The sequence below is a fragment of the Methanofervidicoccus sp. A16 genome (assembly GCF_003351865.1).
In the GTDB taxonomy this organism is placed as follows: Archaea; AGJL01; Methanococci; order Methanococcales; family Methanococcaceae; genus Methanofervidicoccus.
Map to the genome: position 1 here is coordinate 504,970 of NZ_CP022242.1, position 21,658 is coordinate 526,627.

The 21,658-nt window shown below is 34.5% G+C and carries 20 protein-coding genes and 1 tRNA gene; 8 read left to right on the forward strand and 13 right to left on the reverse strand.

All coding sequences use genetic code 11. From position 1 onward, the window contains the following. A complete protein-coding gene (locus CFE53_RS02385) occupies positions 1 to 888 on the forward strand; it encodes a type II secretion system F family protein (RefSeq protein ID WP_148120307.1) in 888 nt (295 codons plus the stop codon). Here the strand turns inward: CFE53_RS02385 and CFE53_RS02390 are convergent. Continuing rightward, positions 820 to 1,491 carry a TIGR00295 family protein gene (locus CFE53_RS02390; RefSeq protein ID WP_148120308.1) on the reverse strand — a complete coding sequence of 224 codons (672 nt, stop codon included), beginning with the start codon at positions 1,489 to 1,491 and terminating at the stop codon, positions 820 to 822. The two genes, CFE53_RS02385 and CFE53_RS02390, sit on opposite strands and share 69 nt — an antisense overlap. Before the next feature lie 242 nt (positions 1,492 to 1,733). Further along, positions 1,734 to 2,858 carry a cobalt-precorrin-5B (C(1))-methyltransferase CbiD gene (gene cbiD / locus CFE53_RS02395; protein WP_148120309.1) on the reverse strand — a complete coding sequence of 375 codons (1,125 nt, stop codon included), beginning with the start codon at positions 2,856 to 2,858 and terminating at the stop codon, positions 1,734 to 1,736. An 884-nt stretch (positions 2,859 to 3,742) separates the two neighbouring features. On the opposite strand from cbiD, the gene CFE53_RS02400 reads away from it, so the two are divergent. The 3 genes from CFE53_RS02400 (at position 3,743) to CFE53_RS02410 (ending at position 8,502) form a co-directional block, all read left to right on the forward strand. Further along, positions 3,743 to 5,086 (forward strand): AIR synthase-related protein, encoded by a 1,344-nt coding sequence (locus CFE53_RS02400; protein WP_148120310.1) that lies wholly within the window; start codon positions 3,743 to 3,745, stop codon positions 5,084 to 5,086. A gap of 614 nt (positions 5,087 to 5,700) precedes the next feature. Continuing rightward, positions 5,701 to 6,993 carry a 3-phosphoshikimate 1-carboxyvinyltransferase gene (gene aroA / locus CFE53_RS02405; RefSeq protein WP_148120311.1) on the forward strand — a complete coding sequence of 431 codons (1,293 nt, stop codon included), beginning with the start codon at positions 5,701 to 5,703 and terminating at the stop codon, positions 6,991 to 6,993. A 9-nt stretch (positions 6,994 to 7,002) separates the two neighbouring features. Further along, entirely contained in the window at positions 7,003 to 8,502 is a 1,500-nt protein-coding gene (locus CFE53_RS02410) for an ATP-binding protein (protein WP_148120312.1), read from the forward strand. A 349-nt stretch (positions 8,503 to 8,851) separates the two neighbouring features. Here the strand turns inward: CFE53_RS02410 and CFE53_RS02415 are convergent, their stop codons facing one another. From CFE53_RS02415 to CFE53_RS02430, 4 genes are all read right to left on the reverse strand, one after another. After that, a complete protein-coding gene (locus CFE53_RS02415; RefSeq protein ID WP_148120313.1) occupies positions 8,852 to 10,318 on the reverse strand; it encodes an AAA family ATPase in 1,467 nt (488 codons plus the stop codon). A 1,368-nt stretch (positions 10,319 to 11,686) separates the two neighbouring features. After that, on the reverse strand, positions 11,687 to 12,610 hold the full coding sequence (gene sppA / locus CFE53_RS02420; RefSeq protein WP_148120314.1) for a signal peptide peptidase SppA: 924 nt from the start codon (positions 12,608 to 12,610) through the stop codon (positions 11,687 to 11,689). 17 nt (positions 12,611 to 12,627) lie between these two features. Then, positions 12,628 to 13,260 carry a winged helix-turn-helix domain-containing protein gene (locus CFE53_RS02425; RefSeq protein WP_148120315.1) on the reverse strand — a complete coding sequence of 211 codons (633 nt, stop codon included), beginning with the start codon at positions 13,258 to 13,260 and terminating at the stop codon, positions 12,628 to 12,630. 115 nt (positions 13,261 to 13,375) lie between these two features. Beyond that, positions 13,376 to 13,463, reverse strand: a tRNA-Leu gene (locus tag CFE53_RS02430). A gap of 530 nt (positions 13,464 to 13,993) precedes the next feature. Between CFE53_RS02430 and proS the strand changes: the two genes are divergently transcribed. From proS to CFE53_RS02445, 3 genes are read left to right on the forward strand one after another with little or no spacing between them, the layout of a single operon-like run. Next, positions 13,994 to 15,388, forward strand: a complete 1,395-nt coding sequence (gene proS, locus CFE53_RS02435) for a proline--tRNA ligase (protein WP_148120316.1) — start codon at positions 13,994 to 13,996, stop codon at positions 15,386 to 15,388. Positions 15,389 to 15,410: 22 nt separating this feature from the next. Further along, positions 15,411 to 15,806, forward strand: a complete 396-nt coding sequence (gene crcB, locus CFE53_RS02440) for a fluoride efflux transporter CrcB (RefSeq protein WP_148120317.1) — start codon at positions 15,411 to 15,413, stop codon at positions 15,804 to 15,806. 17 nt (positions 15,807 to 15,823) lie between these two features. Further along, complete coding sequence (locus CFE53_RS02445; protein WP_148120318.1) at positions 15,824 to 16,696, forward strand: DUF89 domain-containing protein; 873 nt, start codon at positions 15,824 to 15,826, stop codon at positions 16,694 to 16,696. A 201-nt stretch (positions 16,697 to 16,897) separates the two neighbouring features. Here CFE53_RS02445 and CFE53_RS02450 read toward each other — a convergent pair whose 3' ends face one another. Genes CFE53_RS02450 through CFE53_RS02470 form a run of 5 tightly spaced genes read right to left on the reverse strand, consistent with a single transcriptional unit; the run spans position 16,898 to position 19,350 of the window. After that, positions 16,898 to 17,233, reverse strand: coding sequence for a DUF5400 domain-containing protein (locus CFE53_RS02450; protein WP_172456345.1), 336 nt, complete (start codon positions 17,231 to 17,233; stop codon positions 16,898 to 16,900). Positions 17,234 to 17,291: 58 nt separating this feature from the next. Then, complete coding sequence (locus CFE53_RS02455; RefSeq protein WP_148120319.1) at positions 17,292 to 18,110, reverse strand: sulfurtransferase TusA family protein; 819 nt, start codon at positions 18,108 to 18,110, stop codon at positions 17,292 to 17,294. Between the two features lie 22 nt (positions 18,111 to 18,132). Continuing rightward, positions 18,133 to 18,333 (reverse strand): hypothetical protein, encoded by a 201-nt coding sequence (locus CFE53_RS02460; protein ID WP_148120320.1) that lies wholly within the window; start codon positions 18,331 to 18,333, stop codon positions 18,133 to 18,135. A gap of 57 nt (positions 18,334 to 18,390) precedes the next feature. Then, on the reverse strand, positions 18,391 to 18,648 hold the full coding sequence (locus CFE53_RS02465; protein WP_148120321.1) for an MJ0307 family thioredoxin: 258 nt from the start codon (positions 18,646 to 18,648) through the stop codon (positions 18,391 to 18,393). Positions 18,649 to 18,666: 18 nt separating this feature from the next. Continuing rightward, complete coding sequence (locus CFE53_RS02470) at positions 18,667 to 19,350, reverse strand: DUF169 domain-containing protein (RefSeq protein ID WP_148120322.1); 684 nt, start codon at positions 19,348 to 19,350, stop codon at positions 18,667 to 18,669. Between the two features lie 231 nt (positions 19,351 to 19,581). On the opposite strand from CFE53_RS02470, the gene CFE53_RS02475 reads away from it, so the two are divergent. Beyond that, entirely contained in the window at positions 19,582 to 20,220 is a 639-nt protein-coding gene (locus CFE53_RS02475; RefSeq protein WP_148120323.1) for a DDE-type integrase/transposase/recombinase, read from the forward strand. Between the two features lie 187 nt (positions 20,221 to 20,407). On the opposite strand, the gene CFE53_RS02480 is transcribed toward CFE53_RS02475, so the two are convergent. Together CFE53_RS02480 and pdxS are read right to left on the reverse strand one after the other, a co-directional pair. After that, positions 20,408 to 20,707 (reverse strand): MTH1187 family thiamine-binding protein, encoded by a 300-nt coding sequence (locus CFE53_RS02480; RefSeq protein WP_148120324.1) that lies wholly within the window; start codon positions 20,705 to 20,707, stop codon positions 20,408 to 20,410. A 52-nt stretch (positions 20,708 to 20,759) separates the two neighbouring features. Continuing rightward, positions 20,760 to 21,656, reverse strand: a complete 897-nt coding sequence (gene pdxS / locus CFE53_RS02485; protein WP_148120325.1) for a pyridoxal 5'-phosphate synthase lyase subunit PdxS — start codon at positions 21,654 to 21,656, stop codon at positions 20,760 to 20,762. Positions 21,657 to 21,658: the final 2 nt, after the last annotated feature.

The following is a 21,658-nucleotide window of genomic DNA, read 5'->3' on the forward strand; positions in this document are numbered from 1 at the left end:
ATGATAAGTCTTCAAGACTTATATTTGTACACAATCAGACGTAATATTATTTTGTTAAAGGAATGTGGTATCAGGATAAGCGAGAGAGCATATCTAATAACTATAGCACTCTCTGCAGTAATACCTATTCTGTTGAAATACTTCTTAAATCTTACTTTAAAAAGTTTCATCATACTACTTATAATGTACTCTCTCTCTGTATTTGTACTTCCTAGGATTATCTACGATATAAAAATAGAGAGATTTGAGCGTAATTTACCTAAGGCTCTCTATGTAATGGTATTGGCGTTAGAATCTGGACGTTCAGTAGTAGATGCCATCAATGAAGTTATCGAGAGTAATATAAAAGAGGTTGATATAGTCTTTTTAAAAATAGTTAAGTTGATCACCGATAAAAAATTAAGTTTTGAAGATGCTGTACTTTTAGTTTCAACAAGTATGGATTCAAAGATATTTAGATTACTTGGGAGGTTACTTATTGAAAATAGGAAATATGGAGGAGAGTTAGCAAAAACTTTAGCTACTCTTGCAAAAACTCTAGAAGACTTGGAAAATCTAAGAACACAGTTGTTAAGTGTTACTGCAAACGGTCTTGCAGTAGGATTAATAATACTCTGTGGAGTTGTTCCTGCAACTGCAGGTATCATTGGTGGTTATCTAAACATAACTGCAGCATTACTACCTAATGGAACTCCTGTAACACCGCAAGAGATAGCAAAATGTATGGAGATTATCCAAATAGGCACAGGAATATTTGGATTTTTGTTTACTATTCCCCTTTTCGGTTTAAAGTTTAGTAGAATGGTAGTAGGTAGTACCCTATGTATGACCTTTGGTATGTTGTCTTTCTACGTTACACTCAATATGACGAAGTTTCTCTTCACCTAATAGTAGATTAATTTCATCGTTTAACCTTAAAATCCTCAGTATCACTGGATGATTTATACTGTCACAGGATAATCTTCTTTTAAATTTTTCCACCACGAAGTTTATATCCACTCTCCTTGTACCACTTATCAGATTATCACAGTGTGCCACAAGTTTCTCCTCCACTGTTGTGGGGATGTAGTCCCTTGGAGGTAATCCTAACTGGACAGCCTCCTCTTTTGGAATCCCTCCTCCAATATGCCTCTCTACTATTAAAGCCAGTTCCTCACCTAAGTTGTACTTCCTTACTATCTTTCCCCCCTCAACTCCATGTTTTATACCATGGGTTCTACTTCGCCCTATGTCGTGAAGTAGTGCACCATATACTGCCAGATCTAGATCTATATTATGGCCTTTGCTCTTTAATTTTAAACCAACTTCGTAGGTGTAAAGAGATACAGCCAAACAATGCATCACTACGTCTCTACTACATAACTCTAAGAGTAGATGGTAGTACTTTCTAAATTTCTCGTTATGAACATAGGGAAATATGTTAGATATCTCTGAGATATATCTATCCTCTCCATTTAGAGTTGTGTATATTTTGTTTAATAGTTCCTCCATAGAGTCACCTTTTTATTGATATAGAGAGTGATATAAAAGAGGTAAAAATGTATTTTTATTATATCAAAATTATTTTTAATTATTTATAATATAAGATTAAAGGATAATATTTTTCAATAAATATTAAAATAATTTACATTTAAATAGTAAAAAATATAATTGAAGGAATTAAAAAAGAAAACTTTTTATATTTATCTTGGGCTGTTTTCTAACTTCTAATTATTGATAGAGATATTAGAGTTTTATATTTTTATTTTTAACAGTGGTAAAAACCTATCCCCTATACAACTCCCTAAGATGTTCCCTCTCATATCTATAATAATACAACTGAAGTCTATTTTTTTCCACCTACTTTTAGTTCTCTCAACTACCCTCCTCGCTATATCGTTAAACACCTGATGAAGAATTCCCTCCTCCCTTAGGATGCCTATTATCTCCTCTGTGGTGTTTCCATAAAGTATCCTCCTTAAGATATCCTTATTCTCTATATATAGGGAACTATAAGCAGTCAATATCTCGTTTCTCCCATCTGCAACCTTAGAGTGGGTATTGTATATACCTCCTGCAAGTTTAACAATCTTTCCAGCATGTCCAAATATAAGGATGCCCTCAACTCCCTTCTCCTCTCCCTTATCTATCATAAAATCCCAGAAGTTGGAAACCTCCACTATCTGGTCCTCCTCAACATTTAGAAGTTTCTTTGCATAGTTAGTACCTATATTTCCAGGTGTATATACCAACATCCTGTGATTCTTCGCCAGGGCGATGTCTATCTGTGGCACCAACGACTCCCTATAAGCCTCATTGGACATGGGCCTAACTATACCTGTAGTTCCAAGGATTGATATACCCCCCACTATCCCAAGTTTGGGATTCAGTGTCTTCTTATACAACTCCTCACCTTTGGGAACGGAGACCTTCACTATAGCCCCCTCATCTTTATCTAGAAGAGGAGTTATGTTTCTAATAATAAGTTCCCGAGGTTTTGGATTTATAGCCCAGTCTCCCTTTTTAACCTGTAATCCCTCCTTTGTAACGATACCTACACCTTTCCCACCAACTATCTTGACCCTCTCCCCTCCCTCCCACTTTACGATCTTGGTATCCACTATAATTTCTATTCCATTAGTAATGTCTATATCCTCTCCTGCAAACTTCCTAATAGTGACTGTAGCACTTTTGGAATAGATATCTCCTTCCACCTTCTCCACAGGTATTATAAGTATATCTCCCCTATCGTTCTCTATCTTTACGTAATCTAACTTCACACCTTTCTTTAAGTAGTAAATACCACAGTATGCCCCCGCTGCAGCACAGGCACCTGTTGTATACCCGTACTTTTTCTCTCTTCTGAAGTCGTATATCATACTCAATCATCTTTTTAATATAATTTTTAATTTTATTAAAAAAATTATAATAATAATAATTAAAATTAGAATATAGATAATATATTAAAAAACCCTAATTCCCATCAAAAAAATTCTGATAAGAATAACTATAATTATAAAAAATAAAAGTATAAAAAAAGGTATTAAAATCAAAATAAGAGATAGATGATCTCTCCTGAAATACTATAAGATACTATAGAAGTGGAGCAGATCCTTCTTAACAGGTTGCTATTATTAATTTTATTATCTTTTTATTATCTAAATCTTACTTTGATGGGAATTAAGGTTTATTTTATTATTATCCCTCTTAAGATTTTTATTATTCTTATTATGATAATTATTATTTTTTAATAATTACAATCATTAATGGGAACTAGGGTTAAAAAATTAGAATTAAATCTTTAAAAAACTAGCATAAACAGATTAAATAATTCTTGAATATCTCTGAATACTTGAGAAGTGGATTCCATATATTCCTTAACAAGAACTGTTGTTTATGGATTTTATCATATTTCCAGTTTTTTATTATTTTTATTATTTTAAACTAATAACGATCATCCGGGATCTTGAATAAAAAATAATAATTATAAGATCCAAAAAATAATTAATATTATTAAAAAATAAAAATCTTGGACATTTAATACCCAAATAAAGAATAAATACAGGTGAAAAAGCAAAATCTAGTATCTGTCTCTTGGACTTATACTAAGTATTGGAGAAACAGGCGAGATTTCTATTAATTCTTTTTCTTAAGAAAATTTTTATCTTTCTTTTTTATTTATTTTTTACTCTTATTAATGATTATAGTTTATAAAGCCATACTGGACTATATTATTATTTTATTATTAAAGTATGGTGGTACGATGGATATAGAAGAATATGTACGGAGACGTTTAAGAAAGAATATACCTGAAGACGTTATTATTGAGGAGGGTGTTAAGATAGTTATGGAGTTTAAAAAGATAGATGAGCAACTGGCTAGGGAATTCCTTGAGGCGGTTCTAAAGGAGGTGAAAACGGTAGAATCTTACAAGAATATAGAGGATCCAAAACTAAAAAGTCTTCTAGAATACAAAAGATCTGGAGTTAGCATGGGAGAGATAGGTGGAGGTAGTAGGGGAGAGGGCGATTTCTTTCTACACCAACAGATAGGGAAGATCATCGAGAGTACCAACCAGAAAACAGTTGTAGATACTAGGGATCAGGATGACGGTGGAGTTGTGGAGGCAGAGGGTAAGTATATAGTAGCCACAATTGATGGTACTCACTCCAGGTTAAGTGAATTCCCCTTCTTGGCAGGTTTCCATGTGACAAGGGCATGTCTAAGGGATGTATACGTTATGGGTGCAGAACCTGTTGCCCTTATAAGTGATGTCCATCTGGCAGATGATGGAGATGTGTCCAAGATACTAGATTTTACAGCAGGTATATGTGCAGTATCTGAGAGTATAGGGGTGCCACTGGTTGCAGGGAGTACCCTTAGAGTAGGGGGAGATATGGTATTGGGGGAGAGGATGGTAAGTGCAGTGGGGGCTATTGGTGTGATAAAGGATGCCCTTCCTACTGCAAGGAGGAGGGCTGAAGTTGGAGATATAATCCTTATGACTAGGGGGAGTGGAGGAGGTACTATAGCAACAACTGCCATATACCATGGGATGTTTTCAGTAGTTTATGAGACTCTCAATATAGATTTCTTGAAGGCATGTAAGGAGTTATTTGAGAGTGATCTGGTGAAGTACATCCATGTTATGACAGATGTGACAAATGGAGGACTGAGGGGGGACGCCTACGAGATTTCAAGATCTGCCAAGGTTTCCTTAGAGTTCTACATGGATAAGGTACTTGATGTTATAAACCCTAAGGTTTTAGAGATGCTGGAAAAGTTAAATATAGATCCCTTAGGTGTATCTATAGACAGTCTCTTGATAATAACACCTGAGGAGTACGCAGATGAGATAATGAAAAAAACTGGTGCTAAGGTGGTAGGGAAAGTGAAGGAGGGAGAGGGGAGTTATATCATAGATGGAGATCGGAAGATACCTCTTATTCCAGGGTTTAGGGAGTCTCCATATACACCTGTAAAGAAGGTTGTAGATAAGATGAAACCTGATAAGGAGGAACTTGAACGTATGAAGAGAAAGATAGAGGAGGCCTGTAGAGAGGCTATTAAAAAGAAGGATTTTGTGAAAAATTTGCTGTTAAAATAATTATCTTTAGTTTGAGATAATTGAGATCTTTGACAATGACTCTATAATACTAAATTTTAAAGGGAGTATATAACTCTCCAGTATTTAGGGATGAATATGTTTTTAATATAATTTTATTTACATCATACAACAACTGTCTAGGATTAATAAAATTAATCTATAAAAATCCCAAAAATTAATTAAGAATATTAAATAAATAGATCTCACTAATATAAGTTCTTAGAAATAAAGTCTTGGAATCTTATTTTTCTTGAATAATTTTTAATTATAACTTTAAACAAAACCACTGTACTTAAGAACAATCCTGGAAATCTTAATAAAAATAATAATTTGATCAAAAAATAAAAATCTTTAAATTGCTAATGTGCCCTAATAAAGAATTAATACTTAGTGAAAAGAATAAAATTCCCCACTGTTATCCTTTACCTTACACTTAGCACTAGGAAAAGAGGGGAATTTCTATTAACTAAATTTTTCCTTATTTTTTATGTTCTGTTTTACTATATCCTAAAATTATTATATACTTAACCATAATTTTTTATATCATCTTTTCTCACATGTTTTCAGCACATCTTGAAATTCCTAATATATTAAAAATTATCTGGTGAAATATTATGCTTATAGTGGAGAGAACAGAGGAACTTAGAGGGACTGTAAATGCACCACCTTCAAAGTCCTACACTCATAGAGCTGTAATATGTGCATCCCTGGGAGATGGAGTGTCTAAGATTGTAAATCCTCTTAACAGTGAAGACTGTCTATCCTCTGTAAATGGCTGTATATCTTTAGGAGCCAATATAGATATAGGGGAGGATACATGGGTTGTGGAAGGGAATTACAACAGTCCAAAGACACCTGATAACGTTATAGATGTTAAAAACAGTGGTACAACTTTAAGAATACTTACAGGTATCTCCTCCCAGATACCTAAGGGCTACGCTATATTAACTGGAGATGAGTCTATAAGGAGAAGGCCTATGGGGCCTCTATTAGATGCATTGAATCAACTGGATATTACCGCTTTTTCCTCTAAGATGGACGGTACCCCTCCTGTAGTTGTCAAAGGTGGGAAGATAAAGAATAACCTTGTAAAAATAAGGGGAGACGTAAGTTCCCAATTTATTACATCCCTTATGATGACACTACCTTTCTCTCAGGAGGACAGTGAGATAGTACTAACTACACCTTTAAAGTCTGCCCCCTACTTAGATATAACTATGGATGTACTTGAGAGGTTTGGGATAAAGGTAGTGAAAGATAATGAGGGATATGGTAGATTTCTTGTAGAGGGAAATCAGAGGTATAAGCCCTGTAATTATACAGTTGAGGGAGATTACTCCTCTGCCTCCTACATCATCGCCGCTGGAGTACTTTTGAACTCTGAGATTGTCATTAAAAATCTCTTTCAAAACTCTAAACAGGGGGATAAAAGAATAGTTAGTATTTTAAGGGAGATGGGTGCCCATATCAAGGTAAAGGAGGATAGATTAATAATAGAGGGATCTTATCACCTTGAGGGTATCTCTATAGATGTAAAGGATATACCAGATCTTGTGCCTACTATCGCCGTCTTGGGATGTTTTGCTGAAGGTAGAACTGAAATTTACAACGGAGAACATGTTAGATTCAAGGAGTGTGATAGACTACATGCCTGTGCAGTAGAGTTGGGGAAGATGGGTGCTAAGATAAGGGAGAAACCTGATGGACTTGTAATAGAGGGGGTAGGAAAGTTGAAGGGTGCTAAGTTGAACACCTATGGAGATCACAGGCTTGTAATGGCATTTACAGTTGCAGGACTTTTGGCAGAAGGGAGGACTGTAATTGAGGGGGAGGAGAGTGTAAAGGTATCCTTCCCAGACTTTATCTCTGTGATGAGATCTCTTGGTGCCAATTTAGTAGTTAAATAAGGGGATATTATGAAAGATGGGAGAGAGGTTATAGGGTATATAGTGGGGGAGACTACAACAACGGAGGTTACATTTCTATCAAATAAAATACCTGAAGTAGGTAGTTATGTCTCTATAGAGTATCCAAATGGAAGGGAAGTTTTAGGTATGATAGAGGGGGTTATGCAAAGTTGTCCTATCTTCAACGAGGTGTTAAGTGTAGAAGATATATTAAAATTGAGAAAATTGGAGAGGGAGGATTCCTACCAGGTTATAGGTAAGATAAAGATATTAGGAGATGTGGAGGAGAAGAAGATACCTAAGATACCTCCAAAACCAGGTACAGAGGTATATTCAGCCAGTGAAGAGGTTTTAAAAAGGATGTTCTCCGAGGGACACATAGAGATAGGAAGACTGCTATCTAAAAATATACCTGTAAAGTTAGATGTCAATATGTTATGTTCTAGACATTTGGCAATACTGGCTATAACTGGGATGGGAAAATCTAACACCGTTGCAGTACTCCTCTCGGAGTTAAACAGGTTGAAGGCTACAGTACTTGTCTTCGATATACATGGAGAGTACAAGTATATAGAGTCCTTCGACGATAATAACAGGTTGAGGATTAATATCATAGAACCGAAGATAAACGTATACGAGATAAGTAGTGATAGTCTAGCAGATCTCGCCGGAGTAGATGCTGCTGCTACGAAACAGAGGCCCTATATTAGAAGGGCCATAGATAATATAAAGAAGGAGTACAGGGAAAGTGATTTCCAGTCTGCAGAGGACTATATAAACTGTATTATAAATGAGTTGGAGGGTTTCTTAGAGGAGAGTAGGAGGGACGCTGACAGTATACATACTGCAATATTCAGACTTAAGGATATGTTGAAGTTTAAGAATCATCTTATAACCCTACACTACAACCCTATAGAGAAGATAAAGGAGAATTACATCAATATACTACCTTTAGAGGGCTTAGATGAAAATGACATGGATATTATTATATCCTATATCTCAAAGGAGATACTGGCAGATAGAAAGAGGGCACTTCGGGAAGGTTATCCAAAACCTATATTTATAGTACTTGAGGAGGCTCATCTCGTTATTCCAAAGAACAGGAATACAAGATCGAAACTCCATATATCCAGGATAGCGAGGGAGGGTAGGAAATTTGGAGTAGGTCTCTGTTTAGTATCCCAGAGACCTAAGACCTTGGACCCCGAGGCACTCTCACAGTGTAATAACCTTATTATCTCGAAGTTAATTGAACCTCACGATCAACAACATGTACAACAGGCTTCAGAGAGTTTAAGTGAGGATCTCCTTAAACAACTCCCTGGGTTGAATGTAGGAGAGGCTATAATAATAGGCCCCGCTCTAAGTATCCCAGCCCTTGTTAAGATAAACAAATTTAACGGTAGATACGGAGGGGAGGATTTAGATATTGTAGGAATATGGGAGAGATCCTACAGTGAGAGAAATAGAGAGGAGGAGCCTTTGGGAGATTACGACGGGTTGGATTAATTTAGTAATTATAAGGTAATAATAATTTATCTTAATTTTTAGTCGGAAAGTAATGATTTAAAAATATAATTAGGATAAAAATAATAATAAAAAATAATGAAGAAGTTGTTTAAAGAGTAAAACCTCGAATATAAATATATCTACTCTTTACTCCTTAATATATCGAAGAAAGGATGAATTTTCCATCAAATCTTAGTATTTATTTAATAAAGACTCTTGAAAATATTTAATAGTTTATTTTCTTTTTTATGATTTTTTCCTTAGATTTATTTATTTTTATATAATTATTTTTATTTTATCAACAATAATTATTATTTTAATTAAATGATTAAAAAACTAGAAAAAACTCTTACAATGACATATCTAAATCTAAAAACTTATGAGCCCACTTTTTAAGATAGTATTCAAAGTTTTTACCCTCCTTCATCCTCTTATCTGTATCTATTAGAGGAATCTCCAACTCAAAGTCTAACCCCATGGCACTTCTACAGAAACTCTCGTAGTCTATCTCTACCTCAGGTATAAATCCTCTACTATCCCCACCCTCTCCCTTTTTAACACCTATTACCTTTACCCCTATCTCCTCTCCTATCTTCCTAACCTTCTCAAAGATCTGAAAGTCGTAAACCCTGTTTAATATTATGCCCCTTACATCCACCCCCATACTCTTTAGAAGGGAGTAATAACTTAAACCCTCTACAAAGGCTCCCTCAATACCCCCTTTACTACAGGAGGATATAACATACACTGGAAAACCTAGAAGTTTTGACACCTCAGCACTACTGTAGTTCTTTTCCCTTAGGGCACCTGTAAAGGCACCCATAACGCCCTCCACTATATAGTACTTATAATCAGACTCCTCAACAAACCTTAAAAACTCCTCAACATCACACCATCCTCTATCTCCAATTTTTATACTACTGTACTTCAACATAGGCTCCCTTAAGATATAGAGGGATGGAACGATATCCCTAACATCAGGACCGATCTTCGCAACAAACGTTTTTCCATCTAATTTGGAGACTATACTAGTTAATAAAAAAGTTTTTCCAGATTGGGAACCTGTAGATAGGAGAATTACTCCTCTTTTTTTATTTTCCTCTTCTTCTTTCTCATGTCTTTTTCTATTGGGGTATATTATAGATTTTCTTTTCAACTTCTCTTTTAAATCCCTATTCTTATTTAGTATAGCCTTATACTCCTCCTCATCTACTCCTAAACTCTCCAATAAACTCCTCTTTATATTTTCGTTATCTAAAAATCCATGAACCATAGTACCGTATATATTCTTCCAATATACTCCAGAGACTATATAACTCTCCTCTTTAAGATACCTATAGTTCAACTTTTTAACTTTGGACCTTGTTAGTACCTTCACCCCCTTACCTAACTTTATATCTCCGTAGGTATGACAGTGGAACCCTTCTCCCCTATCTCCACATTTTCCAAAGATACAGTTATCCATCAATTTAAACTCTACCCTATCTGTACATATTAAGGGAGAAAATTCCACATCTAACAGACCTAACCCCTCCCTGAATATTGGATACTGGCTTTTCCTCCCTATATCCACCCTTTTAGATAGTACCTGAAACCCACTACATACTCCGAATAGTATCCCATCAAATTCTAGAAGGTATTTTTTTAATCTCTCATTTAGAGAGAAACTTTCTATAAGACTGCCTCCTGGTATTATCAACATATCTAAATCTTTAATAGTATGGATATTATCCTCGTTAACTGCTAAGGTAGGCAGATCTCCAAAGTTTTCAAAACATGGAAGGGATCCTTTTATATCCAATATTCCAATTTCCATGGTTATCTCTGATATTTTTAATAGAATTAAATAACTATACAATATTTAAAGTTTTGTTATCTGATTAGGTTTAATTTCTATATTATAGGAGAGGTATGGTTTGGAAAAACATAATGATTATAAAAAAATATAGAACCTTAATTCCCATCAAAGTAACGATTTAAATAATAAAAATAATAAAAAAGACTAGAAAAAACCCTGGTTTTCATCAGTAGTGATTAAAAGAACAATGAAAATGATAATTGTTAAATAAAAACATGATTAAAATAATCAATATAAAACTATATAAAAATCATTAAATACCCTAAGATCTTTCTAATCACTTAGGTAAGATAGGAGATCTTACTCTGAATCCCTGTATTAGAGAGTATTCGGAGGGTTATTCTCCCCCAATCTTCTTTGTTAAAATTTCTGTATTTGAGATAAATAGAAGTTTTTATTTTAAACCTTTTTCTTTATTTTTTATTTTTATTAATTTTTATAATTATTTTTATTTTTTTTATTTTTATAATTATTCTTTATTATTTTTTTAAAATTATCCTTTTGATGGGGAATTATAGGGTAAATATAGAAATAATTAATTGTAAAATAGAATAATCCTAAATATTAAAAACTATAAAAACCATCCTTTTATTGTGTTCTTTTGAGAGATTCTAAACTTTAGGTAATTTAGAATAGATCTATTAAAATCTTTTTTCCCTAAATAGGTTATCTTTCATCCTTACTCTATAGGTAGGGTCTTATCAACAAGAGATTCTTATTTTTATCTATAAAACTTTTTATTTCATTTTTTATTAATTTTTTATATCTTTTAAATTTCATTAAAAATCCTGAATAAAACATTTATACAAAAACATTATACAAAAATAATTAAAATAAATATAATTTAAAATTAAAAAAGAAACTAAAAATTCTTAAAAAGAAGGTTGATGAAAATTCCTATTCTACTTCTCCAGTATTTTTTACTTACCAACCTGTGTATTATTCTTTTTAGATATATTTAATCTTTTACAATTCTTTATTTTTTATTATTTTAATTTTAAATTATTTTTTATAATTATATTATTTTTTAATCAAAATTCTCATAGGTTATTTTTTGGTTATAGTAATAATAATTAATTTTGCCAAAATTATGATAATATGTTAAAATAAGAAGAAGCTATTTGTAAAAATTTAAACTTAAGAAGTTTCTCTATATTTCCGGAATTATGAAAAAAGAAGATCCTCTCTAACTGAATTTTGTATCATGACAGAATTTTCTACCCTTATTTTTCTAGTGTTTTTTATTATTTTATTTAATTTTATTTCTTAGTTTCATAACAAATCAGTTAAAAAAGATAAAACATAATAAAATATTTTTTTAAATAATCATTGAGGGAAGAACATATATGCCTCTTCATCTATCTCTTCACCAAATCCCTTTCCTATCCCATAACCTAAATTATATATCAACTGTGACATTAGGTTAAAAAATCCAGTGTATGTGTGGGGCGTATAATCAACAATCGCTGGGTTGGATATATTTGCCAATTTCTTGGCCATTTCCACAGCATCCTCTTCAGTTCCTATGTAGTCCACAAGACCAACTTTTTTAGCACCATATCCTGAGTATATCTTACCATCAGCAACTTTCAGTGTCTCTTCAACTGTCATGTTTCTGTTCTCTGCAACCCATTTAACAAAATCCATATAGATCTCGTTTATTATACTCTCTAAGTACTCCTTTTCCTCTGGTGTTAAAGGTCTATAGGGAGATCCTATATCTTTGTATTTTCCAGCCTTTATTACAGTTACATTTACACCAAGTTTTCTCATAAGTTCATAGTACTGGATCATATCCATTCTAACTCCAATACTGCCGACGATAGAGTGTTTTTCTGCCACTATACAGGTTGCAGGTGCTATTGCCATATAGGCTCCCGATGCACCTACAGTTTCAATATAGGCTATAACAGGTTTCTTCTTAGATACTTCTTTGACCTTTCTTGCAAGTTTCTCACTTGCTATAACCTCTCCCCCAGGACTATTTACCCTTAAGATTATTGCTTTAATGGTGGGGTCTTTTTCTGCCCTATCTAAAGCCTCTATATAGTCCTCAACACCGATATCCTCTTTAAAGAAAGAGCTATCCTGGGGGCGAAGTATTAACATTCCCTCTATATCTATCCTCGCAATATTCCCTCCCGAAATCTCACCTACGCCTATAAATAGTACAGTAGCTCCAATAATAAGAGTCAATAGTAGTAGTACTATCAATAAAAATATCCCCACTATGACATACTTTCTGTCCATCCTCTCACAATACTATTTTATTGTACTGCTTTATAAATACCGGCTTTAGGTTCGTATATGTAACCTTCCTCCAGCAACTCTTCCAGAATTTTGTCAAGTTCATATTCGTCTATTTTAACTATCTTTAACAACTCCTCATATCCCACAGACTCTCTATCCTTTATTATTTTTAAAACCATATCTTTTATATCCCCCTCTTCTCTGTATACGTCTTCAAACATCTCCTCACTTATTAAATCCTCCTTATCGCCTTCACTGTAATCTTTAGGGCTCTTTTCACCTTCATCCTCCATATACTTCCTTGTTATTTCAATCTCCAGATCTCTTAATTCCCTCCATTTATCCCTATTCTCATTCCTTATCTTATAAAGTTCTAAAGAAATATAAGGAGATCCTTCAAATTGACTAACTCTTCCAATCACATCTATAAGATCCTTCTCTTTAATATCCTTTCCTTTCTTTTCAAAATCTTTAACAATTACACCTCCCTCTAATTCAAACATAAGTATGGAGGTTTCAGATACTTTCTTTACTTCTCCCAGTATCCTAACACGATGTATTCTCTTACCCTCTATAATTAAGGTATTATCTACCACCTCATTTTCTAAGAACTCTTCTGGTCTAATCTTGTATGCAGTCCATCTTATCATACCTTCACCTAAAAGTAATCATACTTAACTCTTAATTGTCGATCTAATATAAAAAAGTAATAAATATTATAATTATATATATAAATTCATCAATATAATGCTCTAAAAATAAAAATGGTGCAGGGGGGGGGATTTGAACCCCCGAACCCCTATGGGACTGGATCTTAAGTCCAGCGCCGTTGGCCAGGCTTGGCAACCCCTGCGATTAAATCCATCATTAGAATATAACATACATATATATAAAGTTTTCGGTTAATAAAATATTCTACCTTAGTTCCCATCAGTAGTGATTAAAAGAATAATAAATCAATATAAAAATCATTAAATATCCTAAGATCTTTCCGGAACCCTTAGTTAAGATAGGAGATCTTATGATCTTATTCTGAATCCCTGTATTAGAAGATCTTCAGAGGACCATTCTCCTTCAATATTATTTTAAAATTAGTTTGTATCTAGGATGATAGGAGTTTTCTGTTTTTTAAACATTTTTATTTTATTATTTATTTTTAAATTTTCTTTTTTATCATAATTATTTTTTTATAATTATCCTTATTATTCTTTAAATTATCATTTTGATGGGAACTAGAGTAATATTCTACATTCAAGATGTTTCCTGAATATACTTTATTTTTAATATTTTTTATTCTATTGATAAATTAAATATAAAAACTAAAAAACAATATATTTTACATCCTTAAATTCCAAACCTCTAAAGACGGTGAAAGGTGATAACTTGGAGAATTTCTCAGAGTGGTACAGTGAAATATTGGAGAGGGCTGAAATATACGATGTTAGATATCCTATAAAGGGCTGTGGTGTCTACCTACCATATGGATTTAAGATTAGGAGATATACCTTTGATATATTACGAAGGCTATTAGAGGAAAGGGGGCATGAGGAGGTCCTCTTTCCCCTACTTATTCCTGAGGATCTTCTTGCAAAGGAGGGAGAACATATAAAGGGATTTGAGGACGAGGTATTCTGGGTAACCCATGGGGGGAAAAAGCCCCTAGAGGTAAAACTTGCACTGAGACCTACCTCTGAGACATCCATATACTATATGATGAAACTGTGGATAAAGGTACATAAGGACCTCCCTATAAAACTATTCCAGGTTGTAAATACCTTCAGATACGAGACAAAACATACAAGACCCCTTATAAGGTTGAGAGAGATAATGACATTTAAGGAGGCACATACCGCCCATGCAACAATGGAAGATGCTGAAAATCAGGTTAAAGAGGCTATAGAGATATACAAAGAGTTTTTCCATGAGTTAGGCATTCCAGTTATTGTATCTAGGAGGCCAGAGTGGGATAAATTCCCAGGTGCTGAGTATACAGTAGCCTTTGATACCATATTCCCAGATGGTAGAGCGATACAGATAGGTACTGTCCATAATTTGGGACAGAACTTTTCAAAGACTTTTGATTTAGAGTTTGAAACATTAGAAGGAGGAAAAGATTACGTTTATCAAACATGCTACGGTATATCTGACAGGGCAATAGCCTCAATTATAGCAATCCATGGAGATGAGAAAGGCCTTATTCTACCTCCTAACGTCGCTCCAATCCAGGTGGTTATAGTACCTCTACTGTTTAAGGGAAAGAGAGAGATTGTAGAAAATAAAGCAACAGAGTTGTACAACCTGTTAAAGGAAACAGGGATCAGAGTAAAAATAGACGATAGAGACATTAGACCAGGGAGGAAGTTCAACGACTGGGAACTTAGAGGGGTGCCAGTTAGGATAGAGGTGGGTCCAAAGGACGTAGAGAATAAGATGGTTACTATCTACAGGAGAGATACAGGGGAGAAGTATCAAATAAAAGAAGAGGAGGTTAAAGATGAAATATTAAATCTCCTAGAGAGGATAAAGGATAACCTGAGAGAGAGGGCTAAAGAGAGGATGGAAAAATACATTACCCTTGTAGATTACACCGAAGATGCTCCAATTGAAGAGGTTGGAAACAGAGTTAAAGAAATACTTAAGGAGAAAAAAGGAATAGCCTTAATACCTTACAGTGAGAGTATCTATAATGAAGACTTTGAGGAGAAGATAGAGGCGTCCATTCTTGGAACAACTGAATACAATGGGGAAAAATACATTGCAGTGGGAAGAACATATTAAACATTTTTTGGTGTTAGTATTCATGTTGGAGTTGTCCCAAAATCTGAAAGAGATTCTTTTAATTGGACTTGGAGGATTCCTTGGAGCAGTGACTAGGTATATTTTAAGTAACACAATACCTGTTGTATTTGAAATGCCCCTAGGAACCTTCGGAGTTAATTTAATAGGTAGTTTTATAATGGGATTCTTTATGTACTCACCTTTGAATGAGATCTATCCCCAGTATAGGTTTCTTATAGTCACAGGATTCTGTGGAGCCCTATCTACCTTCTCTACATTCAGTTATGAAAATCTCTTCCTATTGGAAAAGGGTTTTATCATTAAGGTAGTATTGAATATCCTCTTAAATGTTGTAGGGTGTATATTGGCAGTGTATTTAGGTAAATCCCTCTCTATCTCCCTCTTTGGAGAGGTATAAAATTAAAGGGTGATCCCTTGAAGATTAAACCAGAGTGCGCCATATGTATTGTAAGGCAGGTTGTAGATGCTGTTAAGGAGATATCCAAGGAGGAGGAAGTACAGTTTAAACTGGTGAGTTCTACCCTCTCATGTATAAAGGAGGTTTATGGTCCTGACGCTGTTCCCGCCTGGATGGGAACTAAGGTACATAGATACCTTAAAAGGATAAGTGGCAACAAGGATCCCTACAGGTGTCTAAAAGATAGGGCCAATAAGTTGGCTATGGAATATCTTAAGAGTATAGAGGAGGATCTAAAAAAGTACAAGGATAAACCTCCATTGGAGAGATTAAGGTATAAGGTAAAATTAGCCATTGCAGGAAATGTAATTGACTTTGGTCCCTATAGTACAGATGTGGACATAGATAGGAAGTTAAAGGAGACCTTAGAGGGAGAGTTAAAGATCGATCACAGTAGGGAACTATTTCAGGATCTAAAGAAGTATAATAAAATACTCTATATATGTGATAACGCAGGTGAGATAACCTTTGATAAGATACTCATTGAAGAGTTAAAGGAATACTGTGAAGTTATAGCCTCTGTAAAAGGAGGTCCTATATTGAACGATGCTACACTGGAAGATGCTAAATACGTAGGTCTCGATAAGGTGGTAAAGGTAATAACCACAGGTTATGATGTTATAGGAATTGATTTAGAAGAATCCTCTGAGGAGTTCTTAAGGGAGTTTGAGAGGGCAGATATAATTATTGCCAAGGGAATGGGCAACTTTGAGAGTTTAACTGAGTACTCCATTGATAAACCAATATACTATATATTTAAGGCTAAGTGTTCCCCTGTAGCCCAGTTTGTAGGTGTTGAGGTTGGAGATAATATACTTTTAAAATATTAAAAAATTTAAATAAGTTAAAATAAATAATAATAAGAAAAAAGTTATTGAAAATTATAATAAAAAATATGAAAAAAATTATCCCGTAGATTATACCAGATACTAAAAAAACAGATGGAAATTTCTGTTAAACCTTTTTTAAGAATTTTTTATCTTTTTTTTCTTTTTGAGATTTTTTATTTTTATATTTATTATAATTATTTTTTAGAAGAACAGTAAATTACCCAGTGCTAAAATCAACAACATACCCATAAAACCAAGATGGGCAGAGTATATCCCAGTATTTTGGAACTGTGTTTTTAGTATATTACAGATAGTACTACATATAGTAAGTGGAGTGAGTATCTGTAGAAGTATTGCAAGGTAAAATATTATACTGTTAGAAAATATCAGTGAAAGTAAAGTAAATATAAAGGCAAGTATTAAAGATACAAAGTGAGGCATAAGTCTCATTCCTGTTAATCTAAAGGTAGCAAATCCTGAGAGCATACTACCAAAAAGTACAGCTAAAGATACTAAGGATACTACACTATCACCCAATTTAACCACCTTCTAATATTTTTATATATCTTTTACTGTCTTAGAGAACACCAGACACTTACAACCACACAGGCCTAACGTTAGGTTTTGAGAGGTAGTTAAAGAATGTAGGTGCCCCTGCAATTTCGAAACCTTCGTCTAGATTCTCTCTAGTGATCCCTCTAAACTCTGCACTTAACTCACATACGTAGATCTTGACTCCCTTCTTTACAACATCCTTCACTAGATCACTTAACTTGGGAAATGCTGGATGTTTTACCTTATCACATTCACCTTTCTGGGCTAAACTGGCACCGTCTAACATGAGAAATATAGTTGGTTTCAACTTCATCCTTAGGGCAATATCTGCCATCATAAAGGTGGAGTACGCTCTCTCTGCATTTCCAGTACCTGTGGTGTTTATGATAAATATTTCATCTATATTTACAGATTTAAGATCCTCCTTTTTCTTCTCTCCCTTCTTCACCAGTATTCTATAGTTCCCATCTTCCAGTTCCTCAACAGAGAGTATCTCATGACCAATACCTTTCAGTCCCTCTGTTAGATCTGTTAGAGCATTTTTACCTGCTATTATCTCCAATACCTCTCCAACATTCATCTTCTCCAGTATATCAGATACTATCATTATAGGCCCTGGACAGGTTGCCCCAACAACGTTTATAGATTTAGAAGTTTCGATATCTCCAACGTGTATTTTAACGATGTTGTTGTCAACCTCTACCTTGTAGTCCATCTTATCTGCAAGATCCTTTATAGCCTTTATCTGATGCTCCCCATCTGTTTCAACAATAAGTAGTCCCTTCTTCATCTTCCTGAGTACAGATTCAACAAGTATCTCAGGACTTCTTAGGCCCTTAACTGATATCTCTCTTATCATAGTATCCTTTTCATATTTTTATTTAATACTTTTTATTTAATACATTTTTTAAGATATTACATTCAGGATAGACTATATCCTCTATTTCATCACAATACTCTTCTAATATAACTTTAATAGAGTTTAAAGTGTCCATACCTTTACATATACCACAGTTTATTACAAGATCATCTTCATTGGGATTTCTTGAATTATTGTATTTACAAAGTATCCATAGTTTCATAGATATCATTATATGGATATTTTTAAAATAAAAATTATTATAATTATAAATAAGGAATTAAATGTATTTGGCTATTTTTTCCCTCAATGCCTCCTTTGTAGGGGCTCCAACGAAGGCAACCTCTCCATCGATTACTATAGTAGGTACTGCCATAATTCCATATTCTGCAGCCTTCTCAGGTTCCTTCATAACGTCTATATACTCTACCTCTATTCCTTTACCTATCTCTGAAACTACCTCCTCAACAACCCTCTTTGCAGGAGGACAGTGAGGACACATTGGAGATGTGAATACCAGTATCTTTACCATACTCATTACCTCCTATCTTTTTTATTATCCCCAGATTTCTTTGAAGTGTTCCAATGCCTTAACGATATTCTCTAAATCAGAGGGCGGGAATGCAAATATCATTTCCCCATCCTCTATACGAGCGTATTTCCTGGAACCGTTACATCCCAAGGTAGCATTTGCAACTCCCCTAACCTTAACAGCAGCCACTGCATCTGCACATAGGGATTGGATACCTGCAAAGTCTCCCTGGAACCTTCCTCCCTCTTTGTAGAGTAATGCCTGTACCAGCCTTAGAATCTTCTTTGGTGTAGCTATAACCAGTATTGAGTCTGGTTCAAAGTCTGCATCACTTAGAGGTGCATATACACTTGCGTATATCTCTTCCTTAACTCTAGGTATAGCCTCTACAGTCCTTATTGCAGCCTCCTCTGTTTCAAAGTTACCTAACTTGTGGTATAACTTACCTGTGGCCAAGGGTTCTGGAGGGTTTTGAAGAATTCCTATTGCATAGGCCCCTCCTTTACATAAGTGTTTTTCCAAGGTAGCATAGAATTTCTTTCCTTCCTTCCTTGCTATTTGAACCATTTCACAGTGCCTTACTTGGTTTTCTATTTCACTATAATTTTCAGGGATCTCATCTTTAGATTTTGCAAGTTTTACAGCAACTGGAGGATATTCCAATCCTAGTAATTCCTCCAACTTTTTACCTAATTCTTTAACATCCAAGGCAATCACCAGTATTATTTTTTGTTAATATATTTTGGTTGTAATATGAAATATATTATTATTCTTTATTTAAAGTTTTTTAATTGTTTACTATCTTCATAGTTGTGTTAATTGTATACACTACTATGAACACCTGTTTACATATATAAATTTTTCTAGTAGAGAGGGGGGTCCGGGGTCCTGTCCACATAAAACAAACATCATATATAACAATGTACATAAGATACTATTATGCTAAGAGTAAAAGATATTATAAAGAAATTAAAAATCTTTAAGAGGAACAAAATACCTATAGAAATTAAAACACTCGCCATTGCAACCTACATTCAGACATCTTCAGTAAGAAGGACTGCCAGAATTCTTTCAGAGATTTATCCAGTCTCAAAAACATCAGTTTGGAACTGGATAAATAAGTTTAAAGAAGAATTATCCATTACAACAGAGGAAAGAGAAAGAGATCTAATAGCGGTGGATGAAACTGTTGTTAAAGGTGGCGGGAAGCACTATTACGTTTATTCAGCTGTAGATGTTGAGAGGAATGAATTAATTTTAATGAGAGTCTATACAATAAGGAATCATCTAATTACGAGGTCCTTTGTAAAGAAAGTACTGAAGTACTGTAGGGGTGAGCCTAAATTCCTTATAGATAAAGCCCCATGGCTAATTAGTGCTCTAAAAAGTCTTAATTTAAACTTTGAACATCAGACTTTTGGGCGGGGGAGTTTGATAGAATCGGTGTTTTCTTCTCTGAAGCAGAGGGTAAAGATCTTTTTCTGCTCTATTAATGCTAAAAATCCTGTTAGAAACTGGAACTTCTTTTGTAGGTTATTTGTTCTGTATTATAATAAACTGAGGTGGTGTTTATGTTAAGTGGACAGGTCCCAGATTTTTTATAGAAACTGGATTTATTTATAAAAATAAATCGAAAAAATAAAAATTTTAAAACTGTTAATACCTAATAAAAACTGATAAAAAAGTTAAAATATGGCTCCAGTACTCCAAACTACACTGATACTGAAGACTTTAACCCTTCAAGAGTTTTATTTTTTTATTTATCTCAGTTCTCCTCTTTATAGCAACCTATAGCCTTTAACTTCCCCTCTATAGTAATTTCCTTATCCTTTCTATCATCGATCTTTAAAGTACTCAGTACCCTTACAGTATCATTAAGTACAGTTTCATGAGCCTCTTTGAAGGCCCTTATTATCTCATCTAAGTCCCCTTCCAATACAGTTCCCATTGCGCAAGGTTCAACTTTTAAATTGTATTTTTTAAAAACCTCTATAGCCTTCTTTACGTATTTGGAGATACTTGGGCCCTCTCCAATGGGCACTATACTAACCTCTGCAACTGGCATACTATCTCCTAAAAACTTTATAAAAAAATTTTAAACTTCATACTATTTATAATTAATTCCCTCTCTTAGCGAGACGATCCTTTTCAGGTAAACTCTCTATATCAATACCTGGCATAGGTTCTCCAAGGTTCTTACTAACCTCTGCTATAACATCAGGTTTATCGTAGTTATAAGTTGCTTCAACAATAGCCCTAGCCCTCTCCTCTGGATTCTCAGATTTGAAGATACCTGAACCTACAAATACTCCATCACATCCCAACTGCATCATCATGGCGGCATCTGCAGGTGTGGCAATACCTCCTGCAGCGAAATTTACAACAGGTAATCTCCTCAACTTGGCAACCTCGTATAGGAGATCTACAGGTACCTTTAACACTCTAGCCATCTGTAGAAGTTCCCTGTCTAATCCCATCTCGTAGTATCCAACCACCCTTGCAATACCTTCATTTACAGTTCTTACATGTCTAACTGCCTCTACAACGTTACCAGTTCCTGCCTCTCCCTTGGTTCTTATCATGGCTGCTCCTTCATCTATCCTCCTAAGTGCCTCTCCTAAATCCCTGGCACCACATACAAAGGGCACTATAAATCTCTTCTTGTCTATGTGATGCACATCGTCTGCAGGTGTAAGTACCTCACTCTCATCTATCATATCTACACCAATAGCCTCTAAGACCTGGGCCTCGACAAAGTGTCCTATCCTCACCTTAGCCATTACAGGGATGGATACTGCATCTTTAATATCTAAGATCAGTTGAGGATCTGACATCCTTGCAACTCCTCCCTGGGCTCTTATATCTGCAGGTACTCTTTCCAAGGCCATCACCGCAGTAGCCCCAGCATCCTCGGCAATCTGTGCCTGTTCAACACTTGTAACATCCATTATAACTCCGTACTTTACCATCTTAGCAAATCCTCTCTTTAGAAGTTCTGTACCTACCTTTCTCATAG

Excerpts from the sequence above, each read along its gene's own strand:
- pdxS (WP_148120325.1), bottom strand. The coding sequence starts at position 21,656 with ATGAGAAAGGTAGGTACAGAACTTCTAAAGAGAGGATTTGCTAAGATG.
- CFE53_RS02385 (WP_148120307.1), top strand. The coding sequence starts at position 1 with ATGATAAGTCTTCAAGACTTATATTTGTACACAATCAGACGTAATATT.
- CFE53_RS02455 (WP_148120319.1), bottom strand. The coding sequence starts at position 18,110 with ATGATAAGAGAGATATCAGTTAAGGGCCTAAGAAGTCCTGAGATACTT.
- CFE53_RS02465 (WP_148120321.1), bottom strand. The coding sequence starts at position 18,648 with ATGAGTATGGTAAAGATACTGGTATTCACATCTCCAATGTGTCCTCAC.
- sppA (WP_148120314.1), bottom strand. The coding sequence starts at position 12,610 with ATGGACAGAAAGTATGTCATAGTGGGGATATTTTTATTGATAGTACTA.
- CFE53_RS02410 (WP_148120312.1), top strand. The coding sequence starts at position 7,003 with ATGAAAGATGGGAGAGAGGTTATAGGGTATATAGTGGGGGAGACTACA.
- CFE53_RS02415 (WP_148120313.1), bottom strand. The coding sequence starts at position 10,318 with ATGGAAATTGGAATATTGGATATAAAAGGATCCCTTCCATGTTTTGAA.
- aroA (WP_148120311.1), top strand. The coding sequence starts at position 5,701 with ATGCTTATAGTGGAGAGAACAGAGGAACTTAGAGGGACTGTAAATGCA.
- CFE53_RS02400 (WP_148120310.1), top strand. The coding sequence starts at position 3,743 with ATGGATATAGAAGAATATGTACGGAGACGTTTAAGAAAGAATATACCT.
- CFE53_RS02425 (WP_148120315.1), bottom strand. The coding sequence starts at position 13,260 with ATGATAAGATGGACTGCATACAAGATTAGACCAGAAGAGTTCTTAGAA.
- cbiD (WP_148120309.1), bottom strand. The coding sequence starts at position 2,858 with ATGATATACGACTTCAGAAGAGAGAAAAAGTACGGGTATACAACAGGT.
- CFE53_RS02390 (WP_148120308.1), bottom strand. The coding sequence starts at position 1,491 with ATGGAGGAACTATTAAACAAAATATACACAACTCTAAATGGAGAGGAT.
- CFE53_RS02460 (WP_148120320.1), bottom strand. The coding sequence starts at position 18,333 with ATGAAACTATGGATACTTTGTAAATACAATAATTCAAGAAATCCCAAT.
- CFE53_RS02480 (WP_148120324.1), bottom strand. The coding sequence starts at position 20,707 with ATGCCAGTTGCAGAGGTTAGTATAGTGCCCATTGGAGAGGGCCCAAGT.
- CFE53_RS02475 (WP_148120323.1), top strand. The coding sequence starts at position 19,582 with ATGCTAAGAGTAAAAGATATTATAAAGAAATTAAAAATCTTTAAGAGG.
- crcB (WP_148120317.1), top strand. The coding sequence starts at position 15,411 with ATGTTGGAGTTGTCCCAAAATCTGAAAGAGATTCTTTTAATTGGACTT.